Below are 15,297 nucleotides of genomic sequence, written 5' to 3' on the forward strand. Positions count from 1 at the left end.
TGGAGCATGGCAACATGAATATTGACAATGAATTAACGTGTGATGATATGCTTAATGATGTAGCTATTATAGGAATGGCAGGACGATTTCCGGAAGCTGACAATATCGATCAGTTCTGGTCTAATTTATGTGAAGGGAAAGAGTCTATAAAATTCTTTTCCGAAGACGAATTATTGGCACTCGGCGTTAAAAAACAAGTTATAAAGCAATCTAATTATGTACCTGCAAAAGGTAGTATTGAAAATTCTGAGTTTTTTGATGCAGAATTTTTTGGATATACTCCTTATGAAGCCGAATTACTCGATCCTCAACACCGGTTATTTTTAGAAACGGCCTTTCATGCATTAGAAGATGCCGGATATGACACTCTAAGATACAACGGTAATATTGGCGTGTTTGCTGGTGCTGCAATGAACACTTACTTAATAGATCTGTATTCGAATCCAGGAGATATCGACCCGGTCGGCGGTCTACATCTAATGTTGTCAAACGATAAAGATTATTTACCTACTCGCGTATCATATAAACTCAATTTAACTGGACCAAGTGTTAATATTCAAACAGCTTGTTCGACCTCTTTAGTTGCTGTCCATATGGCATGTCAAAGTGTTCTAAGCGGAGAGTCTGATATAGCTCTCGCAGGTGGTGTTTCGATTTCTATCCCTTCACAAACCGGTTACCTCTATCAAGAAGGCGGTTTTTTCTCTCCTGATGGACATTGCCGAGCTTTTGATGAAAAAGCCCAAGGGACAACAGACGGTAATGGGTTAGGCATTGTAGTATTAAAAAGATTGGCTTCTGCAATTGAAGATAAAGATCATATCTATTGCATTATCAAAGGATCATGTATCAATAATGATGGCAGTGGTAAAATTGGATACACTGCACCAAGTGAAGAAGGGCAATTTACAGCAATTAATACTGCATTGAACATATCTGGTGTCAACCCAGAAGACGTCACTTATATCGAAACTCATGGAACAGGAACAATATTAGGCGATCCAATTGAGTTATCTGCCTTAAAAAGAGCTTACGCAAGCAAGAATAGAATTTCTCCTTGTCTGATCGGTTCCGTAAAAACAAATATCGGTCATCTTGGCATCGCCGCTGGAATAGCCGGTTTAATTAAAACTTCTCTTTCCCTAAATAAAGGAATAATACCATCATCGCTTAACTTTGATAAACCAAATCCAAAATTAAGACTTGAAGAAAATATATTTTATGTCAATACAAAGCTAACATCATGGAATACCATCTGTGCTAGGGAAAAGTATGCCGGCATTAGTGCTTTTGGCATAGGTGGAACTAATGCACATATTGTTCTAAAGGAGTACCAAGACCATAATATAAACTCAACAAATAATAAAAAAAATCCACACCTAATTATTTTGTCTGCTAAACGTGCTACCGATCTGGCTGTAATGTGTCAAGAATTATGCCATTTTCTAGAAAAAGAAAACTCTCCTAACTTAGCAAATATTGCTTATACTTATCAAATTGGCCGGAGTCAATTTGACTCAAGAGTTTCATTAGTATGTCATAATAAAACCGAGGCCATTAAACGTTTGCAGGAGCTTCTTCATTCAACATCTGCCACAAAGGAAATTAACAACGACAAAGTGGTTTTCATGTTTCCTGGTGGTGGCACACATTATCTAAGAATCGGACAAGAGCTGTTTGAAACTCTCCCCATATTTCAAAAAACATTTAAACAATGTTCAGATCTATTATCAACTCAACTAAAATTAGATTTATGTTCAGCACTATACTCAGGGGACCTCCCATCTGAAGAAATAGAAACGTTACTAGAAAAAACATCTATTTCATTGCCATTAATTTTTTCAATCGAATACTCTTTGGCCTGTCAATTAATGCACTGGGGGATTCAACCGCATTCTATGATAGGTCATAGCCTAGGAGAGTATGTAGCTGCATGTATTTCAGGTATTTTCTCACTTGAAGACGCAATTTATTTAGTTGCATGTCGTTCTCGCTTATTAGAAGAAATCTCAGGTGAAGGTGCTATGCTATGCATCATGTGTAGTGCCGAAAAAACATTAGAATACCTAGACGGAACCGAGCTATCTTTAGCTGTTATCAATAGTCCTAATCAAACTGTCGTGTCTGGCCGTCCTGAAGAAGTACAAAAGCTTGTAGCTCGTTTAGATAAAAATAGAATCGCATATTACAAAATTCCTATCCATACAGCTGGCCACTCTCATCTCGTTGAGCCTGTCCTTAAATCATTTGAAGAGGTTCTACAAACAATAAAGTTTGGTTTACTAACTATTCCATACGTTTCCAATGTAACCGGTACATGGATAACACAAGAAGAAGCACAGAGTAAAAAATATTGGTTAGAGCATTTAAAAAATACTGTAAATTTCAGTGCTGGGATAAGTAAGCTACTAAAAGATGACTATCAAATATTTCTAGAAGTAGGGCCGGGTAGGGCTTTAACAACGCTTATCAAGGACCATAATCCTATCAGCCCGATATTAGCAATAAATTGTATGAAACGAGCTAAAAGTAATGATTCTGACTCATCAATTTTATTAAATGCAGTTGGAAAATTATGGGAGACTGGCGTTACTGTAGACTGGTCTAAGTTTAATGAAGAAAACAAATTTAGTCGGGTTAGCTTGCCTAAGTACCCATTTCAGAGAAAATATTTTTCAAGAGCAAGAAAGCCAGAGCTTCCGGCTCTACTAAATGATCAACTATCTTCATCAATTGCAATTGAAAAAAGTAAAAATATTGATAGGTGGTTGAATATTCCAATTTGGAAAGAAGCTATTTTATTGTCGCAAGAAAAAAAACCTGAATGTGTACTCGTTTTCCTTCATAAGGAAGATAGCATCTCTTGCCAGCTTTTAAGCAAGATTCAGCGCATAGCTGAAAATACTATTATTGTTTATTCCGGAGCTGAACCATACGAAAAAGCAGAAAATACTTTTTATATCAATCCTGGCGATCACTCACACTATGATAAACTTTTTTCAGAGCTTGATAAAGAAGGGAAGACTCCAGACGTCATAGTTAATTTATGGCTCATACCTAATTATACATTTAACGAAAAAGTTGATACCGTACTTATTGATTATTCTTTTTATAGCATATTATATATAGCGAAATGTTTGTCACAATACGCTATTGGTAAAGATATAGCGCTGTATTACTTCACCTGCCAGTTAGCTACTTTTAACATATATGATATCCCGAATGCTCTTAAGTCACTCATTCTTGGGCCGAGCAAATCAATCTCTCAAGAATATCCCAACATTACCGTTCAATGCGTAGATATACCCACTGAATCAGAAGATCCTCAATATTATTTAGATTCTTTAATTAAAGAGGTTTTTTCTGAACCAGAAAACTCTAATTTTATTTACCGTCAAGGAAAACGTTGGAAACAAAATTATATAACTTTACCGACAACAGACGCTGTAAAAAACACTTCTGCGTTGAAATATAAAGGAGTCTATTTTATCACCGGTGGCTTAGGGCGTGTAGGTTTAATCCTGGCTGAATATCTAGCTACTCATTTTAATGCCAAATTAGTCTTGTTAACGCATTCAGATTTTCCTCCCGAAGAGGAATGGGATCGTATTGTTTCGCAAGTAGAAAGTAATCCAAAAATTATAAATTGCATAAATAAACTTTCCCAATTCAAAAAATTAGGCTCAGAAATAATGGTAATAAAAGCAGATGTTGCCAGTAAAGAGCAAATGAGTGAAGCGATCAACCAAACCTTAGCAAAATTTGGAAAAATTAATGGTGTTATCCATGGCGCAGCTACGGTGGGGGAAAGAGCGGTTAGGTCTGTAACTGAATTAAATAGGAATGATCTTGAATTACAGTTAAATACAAAAATATATGGAACGTTGGCGCTTGCCAATGCTTTGGATAACGTTGAATTAGACTTTTGTATTTTAATGTCATCACTATCCGCAATTTTAGGGGGATTAGGGTATTCAGCATATGCCTCGGCCAATGCCTTCATGGACGCTTATAGCCATAATAAGGGTAGGCCGTGGGTTAGCATAAACTGGGATCTTTGGGATACAAATGATGGGAAAGTTTTTGGTAAAAGTTTATCAAAACTACCTATGTCTCCCTCTGAAGGGGCGGAAGTTTTTCATAGAATTACAGGTTTAACTACCTTTTCTCAAATTGCGGTTTCAACCGGTAATTTGAATTCTCGTATCAACCAGTGGGTAAATAGAGAAGGTCTGCAATTACATGATAAAATAGCTGGAAATGATGTTTCCTGTCTAACAACTTATCCTCAATATACATCACAATATGTTACCCCGGCCAATTCACTAGAAACTGTTATCGTCAATATATGGCAAGAATTATTTGGTATAGCCGAGATTGGTGTAGAAACAGATTTTTTTGAAATAGGTGGGCATTCCTTATTAGCTGTACGTCTAGTTTCCCGAGTTCGAGATGTACTTAAGATTGACTTTCCACTACGTGAATTATTTAAAGAGCCGACTGTTAGAGCAATGAGTGAAAAATTAGAAGCAATTAGTCATGAAAATGGTATTAATATTCATGAAATCTCAGATCTTTTAATTAGGATAAGTGGCCTATCCGAAGATGAAGTAAAAAAGGAAATATGGAAGGAATTAAATGATTAACTATATATCACAACAACAATCATCTTGTTTATTGGAAAGCGAAGATCCTTTATTAAATTCATTGATAAACAAAGAATCTAAGCGCCAAAAAAATGCTCTATCAATGGTAGCATCGGCAAGTGTTGCCCTACCAAGCGTTATTGCTTGTGAAAATACGACATTAATCAATGTTACAACAGAAGGTTATCCGAATTCACGTTATCATGGAGGTTGTAGGTTTGTTGACCAAATTGAAGAATTAGCTGTTGAAAGAGCAAAAAGCGCATTTAGCGCCAAATATGCAAATGTCCAACCTCATTCAGGTTCCTCCAGTAATGAAATTGTAATCTTTGGCTTGCTAAATCCAGGAGATCGCATTTTGGGGATGGATATTTGTAGCGGTGGTCACTTAACTCACGGTGCGCCAGTTTCTGCTATTGCTAAATATTTTGAAGTCTACTCTTATGGAGTTGATCCAAAAGGATATATTGACTATGAACAAATAGAAGATATAGCTTTACATTGCAAACCAAAACTTATTATTTGTGGTGCAAGCTCATATCCGAGGAAAATAGATTTTGCCAAATTCAGAAAGATAGCAGATAAGCTCAACGCCTTTTTATTAGCTGATATTTCTCATATAGCCGGCCTTGTTGCTTCCGGGCTACACATGAGTCCAATAGACCATGCCCATATCACAACAACTAGTACATATAAGCAATTATACGGCCCTAGGGGAGGATTGATTTTATGTGGTAAAGATTATGATATCTGCGTAGAAAAAAACGTCACATTATCCCAAAAACTGCAAAAAGCAGTATTTCCGTTTTATCAAGGGACGCCGATCTTAAATGCTATTGCAGGAAAGGCAAGGGCTTTGGATTTTGTTAATAGTAAAGAATTCGCTTTGTTAATGAAAAACGTTATCTTGCATTCTAATACATTAGCCAATAATTTAATCGAATTAGGGTACAACGTTATTACTCAAGGCACGGATAATCATATGGTTTTAGTTAATCTGCTTGACAGAGGAATTACAGGATATTGCGCAGAAAAATCATTGGAAAAATGTAACATCATTGTTAATAGAAACCGTATTGCCGGAGATAATAAATCATCAATGATAGCAAGTGGGTTACGTTTTGGTACAAATTCCTTAGCTTTTAGAGGACTTGGTCAACCAGAATTAAAACAATGCACTGAAATTATTAATGAGATTCTAACCCACACAACCGTAATATCCGATACACAATTCCGATTGGATGAAAATATAAAGAACAAAGCTGTTAACCAAGTAAAAGCTCTGTGCGATCAATTTCCACTATATCATGTATAGCATGTTGCTGATTTTAGTAATTAGAGTTAAATGATGTTTAGATCATAATATTTGGAGCGATTTATGGCAGTAAAACTATCTAAAGGGTTCCCCATTCTTTCTGAACAGCAAAAAGAACTGTTTGATCTACTACTTAAAAAAAAGGGCATTCAACTGGCAGAAAAGGAAAAAATACAACCAACGACCCAAAGTGAAATCCCTTTGTCTCTTGCTCAAGAGAGGATTTGGTTTTTACATCAATTAGAGCCTAACAGTGCATTTTACAACACTCCTTTTGTCATTAAATTAAAAGGGCAACTGGATTATTCTGCACTGGAAATGGCGGTACAAACGGTTATTGATAGGCATGAAATATTACGAACCATTTTCCCTACCGAAAATAACATGCCACTCCAAAAGATAATGCCATCTCTTAGTATAAAGCTGCCTATCATTGATCTCAGTAATTATGATGATATTGGTGACAGAGAAGCAAAAGCGCACGAAATTACAGATGAATCAGTACAGGATATTTTTAATTTAGAAAAAGGGCCATTAGTTAAAACCAAGCTAATTAAATTAAGTAATGTTGAACATTGGTTTATATTCTTAACACACCATATGGTATTTGATGGGTGGTCTGTACCTGTTTTAGGGCGAGAACTAACTATTGCATATAATGCTTACCTTGAAGGCGTTAAGCCAAATTTTGATGTATTATCAATACAATACAAGGATTTCTCTGTTTGGCAAAGGGAGCGATTAACGACAAAAGAACACTCAGAAAAACTATTAAACTACTGGAAAAAAGAATTAAATAATTTTATCCCTAATTTAACCATTGATGGGGACTATTCAAGACCTTCTATTCAGAGGTATAATGGAGCCTCTATATTTTTCGATATATCCCAAGAAAAAGTTAAAATATTGGAAAAAATTTGTCAGGAAAATCATGTAACCTTATTTGTCGGTCTATTAACAGTTTTTAAATTACTAGTTTATATTTATACGGAAGAAACAGATATTACGATTAGTACAGGGATAGCTAATCGTAATAGAGCGGAAATAGAACCACTAATAGGATGTTTTATTAATATATTGCTATTACGTAGCGATCTTTCGAACAATCCTACATTTATTGAGCTAATCCGAAGAATAGGTAATAAGACAAGTGAAGCTTTCTCACACCAAGATCTTCCTTTTGAACTATTAGTTTCAGAGTTACAACCGAAACGTGATTCTAGTTTTAGCCCTTTAGTACAAATGATGATCGTATTCCACAATGCAGACTTAGAAGTTGATACAATGAATAATCTTTTTTCAGAAATGATCTCACCTGAAAAAAACATTGCACAATATGATTTGTTATTACATTTAATTAAATCAGATAACGGCGTTAAAGCTGTATTAGAATACAATACTGATCTTTATAAAAAAGAAACGGCAAGAAGTATTACCCAACGTTTTAATATTTTATTAGAAAAAATAATCACAAATCCGGCAATAAATATCAATAGATTGAATTTACTTAATCAAGGTGACGAGTATTTCCTAGCAAAAGTCAATAATACAACGATACCGATAGAAAATATTCAACTGCATGAACTTTTTGAAAGGCAGGTAGCCAATAACCCACAAGCAGTTGCCGTTTATGACGGGGAACAAGTTATAACTTATTCTGAGCTGTCTCATAAAGTTAATCTGACTGTACAAGCTCTTTATCAGTTTGGTGTAAAGCCCGGAGCGATAGTAGCAATCTGTGTAGATCCTTCCACAGAATTAATTCAATATATGCTTGCTATTTTAAAAATAGGCGCTGCTTATCTTCCTCTAGACTCTAGTTATCCTGAAGAAAGATTACAATACATGCTAGATAATGCAGAGGTAGCAACGATAGTTACTCAGAAAAAGTATGTTAAAAATATCAATACCGAAGAAAATAATAGACAATTACTTATTGTAGAAGAAGCAAACAATAATAGTCTACCGACCGACTCTAAACTCTCTTATCATGCGGATCCTGAAAGTTTGGCCTATGTAATTTATACATCAGGTTCGACAGGAAGACCTAAAGGAATTGCAATCAAACATCGAGGAATTGTAAATAACCTGCTCGACTTAAACTTAAATTTTTCTCTCAAACCAAGCGATCGGCTAATATTAATTTCATCAACAAGCTTCGATATGTCTGTCTATGAAATTTTTGGTACTCTAGCTGCCGGTGCGGCTGTAGTTATACCAGAAAGAAGTAAACATAAAGATCCGCGTCACTGGGTTGAACTAATTGAAAAATTTAACATAAGTGTCTGGAATTCAGCTCCAGCAATATTGTCTCTGTTAATAGAATCAATAAAAATCGTAGATAGATATAAAATTCAATCAATTAGATTGATAATTTTAGGTGGTGATTGGGCCCCTATACCATTGTTAAAGAATATTAAAGAAGAGGTGATACCTAACTCAGAGATCGTAGTCCTCGGTGGTGCTACAGAAGCCTCTATCCACTCCATAATCTATCCAGTGAAGTCTATTCAAGACCACTGGAAGAGTATCCCTTATGGACATCCAATGAAAAATCAAACGGCCTATATATTGTCAAAAACATTGCAGCCGCTACCAACGGGTATGCAAGGTGAACTATATATAGGCGGAATAGGGTTAGCCAAAGAATACATAAACAACCCCTCTTTAACAGCAGAGAAATTTATATCTAATCCTTTTTCTAACATTACTGGAGAGCGACTTTATAGAACTGGAGATTTAGCTCGTTGGATGCCAGATGGGAATATTGAATTAATTGGCCGTATAGATACCAGCCAAGTAAAAATTCATGGCCTAAGAATTGAGTTGGAAGAAATTGCCAACGTTATAAAAAAAATACCTGGTGTTTTAGATTCGCTAGTAATTACTCTCAATAATGAGAATACTTCGAAGAGTTTAGCTGCATTTATTATTATGGCTCCAAAAGTGGAAACTACAGTTACACAAATTAAAAGCCATATTAGTGATTACCTTCCTACATTCATGGTACCTTCTCATATAGTCTTTATCGAAAAAATCCCTCTTTCGCCTAACGGTAAGGTTGACAGACGGCAATTACAAGAGTATTGCTATTCAAAAATTGAGTTACGTCAAGATATTACTCTTCCTATAACTAAAACAGAAAAAATGCTCACCGCAATTTGGAAAGAAATCTTAGATGTTGAAACAATATCTATAGATGATGATTTTTTTGAGATAGGAGGCAACTCTTTAAAATTAATCAGAGTAATACAAAAACTACCTATTAATATTAATGTGATCGATTTAATGCGAAATCCAACTATTTCTCAGCTAGCTACTAAGATTGATAATTATAACTCTTGCCAAAAAGATGAAAAGCTCATATATCAGTTCTCAACCAATGCTAATCATGTTGAAGAAAAGAAAACGATTGTATGTGTACCTTATGGTGGAGGGAGTGCAGTTATTTATCAATATTTAGCAAAGTTAATCGAACATAAGTTTAATGTATACGCAGTAGCAATTCCAGATACTAAAAATAACAACAAGTCTATAGAAAGCATAGCCGAACAGTGCACAAATGAGTTAAAAACTGTTTTTGGGGAAACAATATCTCTTTATCTTTACGGGCATTGTGCCGGCGTTGCTTTGGCTCTTGAAATTGCTAAGCAATTGGAAAAAAATGGTTTTAGGGTTGAAAGAACATTTGTTGGTGCCGCATTGCCATGGGCAAGAAACAAATTATTAAAAGCAATAGGTAATATTCAACTAGTTAATCCTTTTAGAAACCAACAAGCTATATTGAATTACATACAAAAGTTAGGGGGAATTGAAGAGATAGAAGATCCAACAAAATTATCTTTTGTGACAGAAGCATTTGTTCGTGATGCCAATTGGGCTGAAGACTATATATATAATCACCTTAAATCAAAGGAAAAATTAAAATCTCCAATTACGTGTATTATTGGAGGAAATGACCCATTGACACCAAATTATATGAAAAAATATAAAGAATGGAGCGCCTTTAGTAACCAAGTTGATTTAGTTGTAATAGAAAATGCTGGTCATTATTTCCTAAAAGATAAAGTTACAGAGTTAAGCCGTATTCTAATCGAGAGTACTAGTAATATATCATCTGCTACTAATGGAGAATAACATGGAACAAGTAGAAGTATGGATGTTATACAAAGGGCTTGAAAGGAAAAACCTTGAAAGAGAAATGATCTATATTAAAGATATTGAGCCGGAGGAAGTGTTAGCTGAACCTCTTTATGGATGCTGGGAAGGTAATATGGGACACGCTTTAGAACGCCAACCAATTGACATCTGTAAAGAAAGAAAAGAGGACAAAGTTGTTATTGGTAATTCAGGTGTTGTTCGCATTCTCAAGGTTAGTAATACTATAAAACATTTACGAGAAGGTATGATCTGTATTTTATTTTGTGGTGAAAATACAAGAAATAATAAATTTCCGCAAAAAATTTATGCCTATGATCAACCTAATACAATAGGATTATTATCGAAAAAAGTTAAGTTACATCATAAATATCTTATTCCAATACCTGAAAACTCAAAGTATACGCTACCACAGTGGGCTGCTTTTTCTTTACGTTATATTACAGCCTGGTCAAACTGGCAAGTATCTTATAACTGTTGGCTGGCTAACATTAAAAACAATAAAGCTGCATATTCTGATGCCTATGTATGTGCTTGGGGAGGCGGAGTTTCATTTGCCTTTGTCACTCTAGCAAAAATTCATGGTTTTAATGCAGGACTTATCTCATCGAAAAAAACGATGTTAAAATATATTACAGATGTCGGTCTTGACTCAATCGATAGGAACTTATTCCGCGATCTGGCTTATAACGAGGAACTTTATAACACAGATAAAAATTTCAAAAAAAATTATCGGCAAGCTGAAAAAACCTTCTTAAATATTATTAACGAAAAAACTTCTGAAAAAGGCGTTGCTATTTTCATGGATCTAGTAGGTTTTCCAGTGTTCAGGGCAACATTAAAGGCGTTAGCTTCTCCAGGCGTAATAACAACGTCCGGTTGGAAAAAAGGAATGCATCTGACCTCTTCCCGGGCTGTGGAGTGTATTAAGCGCCACACTCATGTTCACACACATTATGCTTCTTATGAAGAAGGCCTAGACGCTGTTACCTTTGCAGAAACAAATGGTTGGCTCCCCCCTATAACCGATAAAATATGGCAGTGGGATGACATCCCCCATCTTTCTAAGCTCGGTTTATATGAAAGTTTAGACACTTATTTTCCAATATACCAAATTAATCCTATCTAATAATTCAGGAAATAGACTTTTATGAAAAAATTGTTTAAATATTTTTTTTTCCTGTTCTGTTTCTCAACTTTCGGTTTTATTGCCTTAGTCGGCTATCTGTACAACTCGACCAGTCCAAAACATGACGGGCAGATTAAATTCAAAGGGTTATACGGAAAAGTTACTATTGCGCGCGATGAACTAGGTATTCCTCGCATAAAAGCCGAATCAAACGATTTAGACGCCTACTTCGCTTTAGGATTTACTCATGCACAAGATAGATTTTGGCAAATGGAGGTCCAGCGGCGTATCGTTCAGGGTAGGCTCAGTGAAATCTTCGGGGAGGAAGCGCTTGATAATGACAAGATTCTTAGAACCTGGCAATTTCAACGAGCGGCCAAGTCGTCACTCGATGTTTTGAATGATAATACTCAAAAAATTATAGAAAGTTATACTGCCGGCGTTAATGAATTTTTAAAGTTAAAAAAGTATCCTATCGAAATTTTACTATTAGGATATGAGCCAGAACTTTGGACGAATATTGATACTATATCCTGGCAAAAAATATTAGCTTGGAATTTAGATCGTGCCTGGGAGGAAAAATTAAAGAACCATCTCGTGATAACACAACTTGGCCAAGAAAAATTTAATCTTGCAAGCATAAGCTACCCCAAAGATGCGCCTATCACACTTTCTGATAGTGATTGGACTTCTTCTATAAGGGAAAGCAATAAGTTAAATCATAGTGTTAGTACTAATATATCTACAATAAAGAATATTAAGAAGAAAGATCTGTTTGATGGAAAAATTAGTTCTTATATTAGATCCGTGGAGTCTTATGGTCTTGGTTCTAATGCTTGGGTTATCTCTGGGCAACATACAGAAACAGGGAAACCAATATTAGCAAACGATCCTCATTTATCTTTTTCTGCACCTAATTTATGGTACTTAGCTACCATGCAAGGACCTAATTTAAACGTAACCGGAGCAACAATTCCCGGTTTCCCATCGATAGTAATTGGACACAATAAAAATATTGCCTGGGGAGTTACTGCTGCGGTCATTGACAATCAAGATTTATTCATTAACCCTTCAAACCAAGTGATAATTGAAGAAAGAATCAAGGTAAAAAACAAACAGGACGTACTCTATTCTGTAAAATTAAGTGATGAAGGCCCTGTTATTAGTAGCATAGAACCTACGAATAGGATTGGAAGAGATATTGCAATAAAGTGGCCGGCGCTTATGCCTAGAGATAAATCTGCGCAAGCACTAATAACATTAGGGTATGCAAATAACTGGGAAGAATTTAAATTATCTTTAAGCGAATATGTTGCACCCGCACAAAATTTTCTCTATGCAGATATAAAAGGTAACATTGGGTATTATCTGGCTGCAAGGGTACCAATTAGGAGCAATATTGACCCGAGATTTCCAGTAAATAGCGGTGGTTGGACAGAATATATTCCCTTCAATGAGATGCCCCATGTTTTAAATCCAGAAAAAGGTTATATTGTATCAGCAAATAACAAGATTGTTTCTGAACAATATCCGTTTTTACTCACCAGCAGCTGGAATGTTCCCCCTTACCGCGCAAAACGTATTACCGATACAATCATAAATAGTCAAAAAATCAATATTGAAGATACAAAAAAGCTTCAAAATGATATAAAAAGTTATTTATGGTTAGATTTTATGCCTATCCTATTGGAAAAAATTAAACCAAATGACGATCTTAGTGAAGTCGCCCTTGAAAAATTACAAAAATGGGATGGTGAAATGGTTAGGAATAGAATTGAACCTACAATCTGGTCATATTGGTACGAAGAATTATCCAAAATGAATAATATAATTGATACGCCCTTTAAGTGGTCCGAATCATTATTCCTTAAAAAACAGCTAAGCTCTGAAGGTTCTTTTTGTCTTACGGAATTCACACAAAATTGTTCAGATTATTTATCTAAATCACTTCATGCGGCGATGACCAGGCTTAAATCAGATAATGGGGATAATTTATCGAAATGGCAATGGGGAAGGGTACACCAAGCCCAATTTAAAGGATTAGTCATTGGTGAATCGCCATGGCTAGGTTGGTTATGGAACAGGGATATTGCCACTAGTGGCGGGAAATATACAGTAAATGTTGGAATATATGATGATGACTTCAAAAACATCGTTGGTCCAGGTTATAGACAAATTATAGACCTAGCAGATATAGATAATAATAGCCTATTTATTTTATCACTAGGTCAGTCAGGAAATATTTTACATAAGAATTATGATGATATGTTACAATTATGGCAAAAGAGCGATTATATTAAATTATACAATAATAATCTTATAAAAAAACTTTCTTTTGAACCATCATCTAAATAGATTGTTATTAACAACCACATAAGGATTTCACATTATGAAATCAGGCTTGCTTATTATAGATATGCAAAAAGGCTTGTTTATGTTAGATAAGCCAATTTATGATGAAGTACGATTGATCAAAAATATAAACTCTCTTATTAATCAGGCTAGAAAAGCTGGAATACCAATTATATATATGCAACATTGTGGTGGTGAATGTCATCCGTTGGAAAACAGTAATATTGGCTATCAATTTATTGATCAGATAAGCGTAACGCCCAATGACATAATAATTCAAAAAAAACACCCGGATTCATTCCAGTCAACAGAATTACATAGCGTTCTTAGTGAGCTAGCTATTAATAATATTATACTTGCTGGAATGCAGACTGAATATTGTCTTGATTCTACTTGCCGCCGAGCATATTCATTAGGCTATAATGTTACGCTAGTTGGGGATGCCCATAGTACTTGTGATGGCGATGTATTAGATGCCAAACAAATTGTTGCTCATCATAATGAGATTCTTGGTGCGTTATTTGCATCGGTCATCTTAACTGACAAAGTCATATTTAATAATAATTAGAATCCCATCATCAGCTATACCTGTGTTCAATGAAGATGCTTGATTTTTCCCAAAAAGGGGATCATGCAGGGAAAGATCACTGAAAGTATATATTGCATGCTTTCGTAACGAAAATGTAATACGCCCATCAAGCAGATATCCAACTAACCATAAATATGATTTGATGTTATCCATTTGACATAAAATGGAAACGACATAATGAATCTGTAGCACCAATTTAGTAATGTCACTTTTTATGGCATATAAGGATAAAACCCTTATTGCCATAAGAAGGACATTCGGATGTTGGTGACTATGTCAGATAAATCATTAAACCGAGTTAGCGTTATTCAGGTCGTGATTAGAGTCTAATCATATGATTACCTGATACCGGGAAGCATACTGTGCAAAACCAAAGAGAATGACGATAAAAGATTCAACATGAAAAAATGAAAATTACACCCCAATATAAAATGTTATTTTTCCTGCTTCACCACCACCATAACACCACAGGCAGCCGTCGGAGTATAACGCCACTCATACAGTAAGTTTTGTAATGTAATTCCTGTTCGCTCCCAGCGAGGGATCACTACTTTAACCATCCGGTAACGCCATGTCGGGTAACGTGCCAGAACCGAACAGGCCAGCTGTATTTGAGCAGGCCGCATCAAATGAGAACGAAACAGAATATCCCTGTCTGCCCGCAAAAGTACCCCCTCAAGTTCGCGAACAAATGCCGCATGAAAACACCGGGTTCGGCTTCGCGTCAGACGCCCTATCCTGTCAGTCGGGGACAGATGAATGACGTAATACCGTTTTTTCCTGCGCCGAACCCCCGAACAGATAAATCCCCGCCAGGGCGTTAATCTGCTCACCAGTGCAAAGCAAGGACAACACAAAACCCCTAAAATAAAAATCAGATATATTAACATGTTACGTTCTAAAGCTATTTACAACAGGTGATAACATAAGCTGATTCGCTGCGTTGGTGACCCACAAATTTAAGTCCCGCCGCATAATATCCGGGCTTACATCGGTGTTCAGCGAAATCACGTCCACCCCAGTTTCCATCCTGATAACATTGATTCTGCTGTAAAGTGGCTTCTGCTTTTGTCCACAAACCGGACTGGCAGGACAGTACGGCGCCTTT

General features: G+C 35.7%; 8 protein-coding genes. 6 read left to right on the forward strand and 2 right to left on the reverse strand.

Annotation, left to right across the window (positions count from 1 at the left end):
- Positions 1 to 14 precede the first annotated feature (14 nt).
- The 6 genes from ACGF7G_RS18370 to ACGF7G_RS18395 all read left to right on the forward strand — a co-directional run bounded on the left by ACGF7G_RS18370 (position 15) and on the right by ACGF7G_RS18395 (position 14,168).
- Positions 15 to 4,646 carry an SDR family oxidoreductase gene (locus ACGF7G_RS18370; RefSeq protein ID WP_387467402.1) on the forward strand — a complete coding sequence of 1,544 codons (4,632 nt, stop codon included), beginning with the start codon at positions 15 to 17 and terminating at the stop codon, positions 4,644 to 4,646.
- Positions 4,639 to 5,961: a serine hydroxymethyltransferase gene (glyA, locus tag ACGF7G_RS18375; RefSeq protein WP_387467403.1), complete on the forward strand. Its 1,323-nt coding sequence runs from the start codon at positions 4,639 to 4,641 to the stop codon at positions 5,959 to 5,961. The genes ACGF7G_RS18370 and glyA overlap by 8 nt, the downstream gene beginning before the upstream one ends.
- A gap of 63 nt (positions 5,962 to 6,024) precedes the next feature.
- Positions 6,025 to 10,098: an amino acid adenylation domain-containing protein gene (locus ACGF7G_RS18380; protein WP_387467405.1), complete on the forward strand. Its 4,074-nt coding sequence runs from the start codon at positions 6,025 to 6,027 to the stop codon at positions 10,096 to 10,098.
- A 1-nt stretch (position 10,099) separates the two neighbouring features.
- Positions 10,100 to 11,248 (forward strand): hypothetical protein, encoded by a 1,149-nt coding sequence (locus ACGF7G_RS18385; protein WP_387467407.1) that lies wholly within the window; start codon positions 10,100 to 10,102, stop codon positions 11,246 to 11,248.
- A 21-nt stretch (positions 11,249 to 11,269) separates the two neighbouring features.
- Positions 11,270 to 13,603 (forward strand): penicillin acylase family protein, encoded by a 2,334-nt coding sequence (locus ACGF7G_RS18390; protein WP_387467408.1) that lies wholly within the window; start codon positions 11,270 to 11,272, stop codon positions 13,601 to 13,603.
- 34 nt (positions 13,604 to 13,637) lie between these two features.
- Positions 13,638 to 14,168: a cysteine hydrolase family protein gene (locus tag ACGF7G_RS18395; protein ID WP_217470305.1), complete on the forward strand. Its 531-nt coding sequence runs from the start codon at positions 13,638 to 13,640 to the stop codon at positions 14,166 to 14,168.
- Positions 14,169 to 14,623: 455 nt separating this feature from the next.
- On the opposite strand, the gene ACGF7G_RS18400 is transcribed toward ACGF7G_RS18395, so the two are convergent.
- The gene (locus tag ACGF7G_RS18400) at positions 14,624 to 15,079 is read right to left on the reverse strand and encodes a hypothetical protein (protein WP_387467410.1); all 456 of its coding nucleotides are present in this window, start codon (positions 15,077 to 15,079) and stop codon (positions 14,624 to 14,626) included.
- 14 nt (positions 15,080 to 15,093) lie between these two features.
- Positions 15,094 to 15,297: hypothetical protein (locus tag ACGF7G_RS18405; RefSeq protein ID WP_387467412.1), on the reverse strand; the 204-nt coding region annotated here is incomplete at its 5' end.

Origin of the sequence: Photorhabdus sp. RM323S, assembly GCF_042879375.1 — a bacterium.
In the GTDB taxonomy this organism is placed as follows: Bacteria; Pseudomonadota; Gammaproteobacteria; order Enterobacterales; family Enterobacteriaceae; genus Photorhabdus; species Photorhabdus tasmaniensis.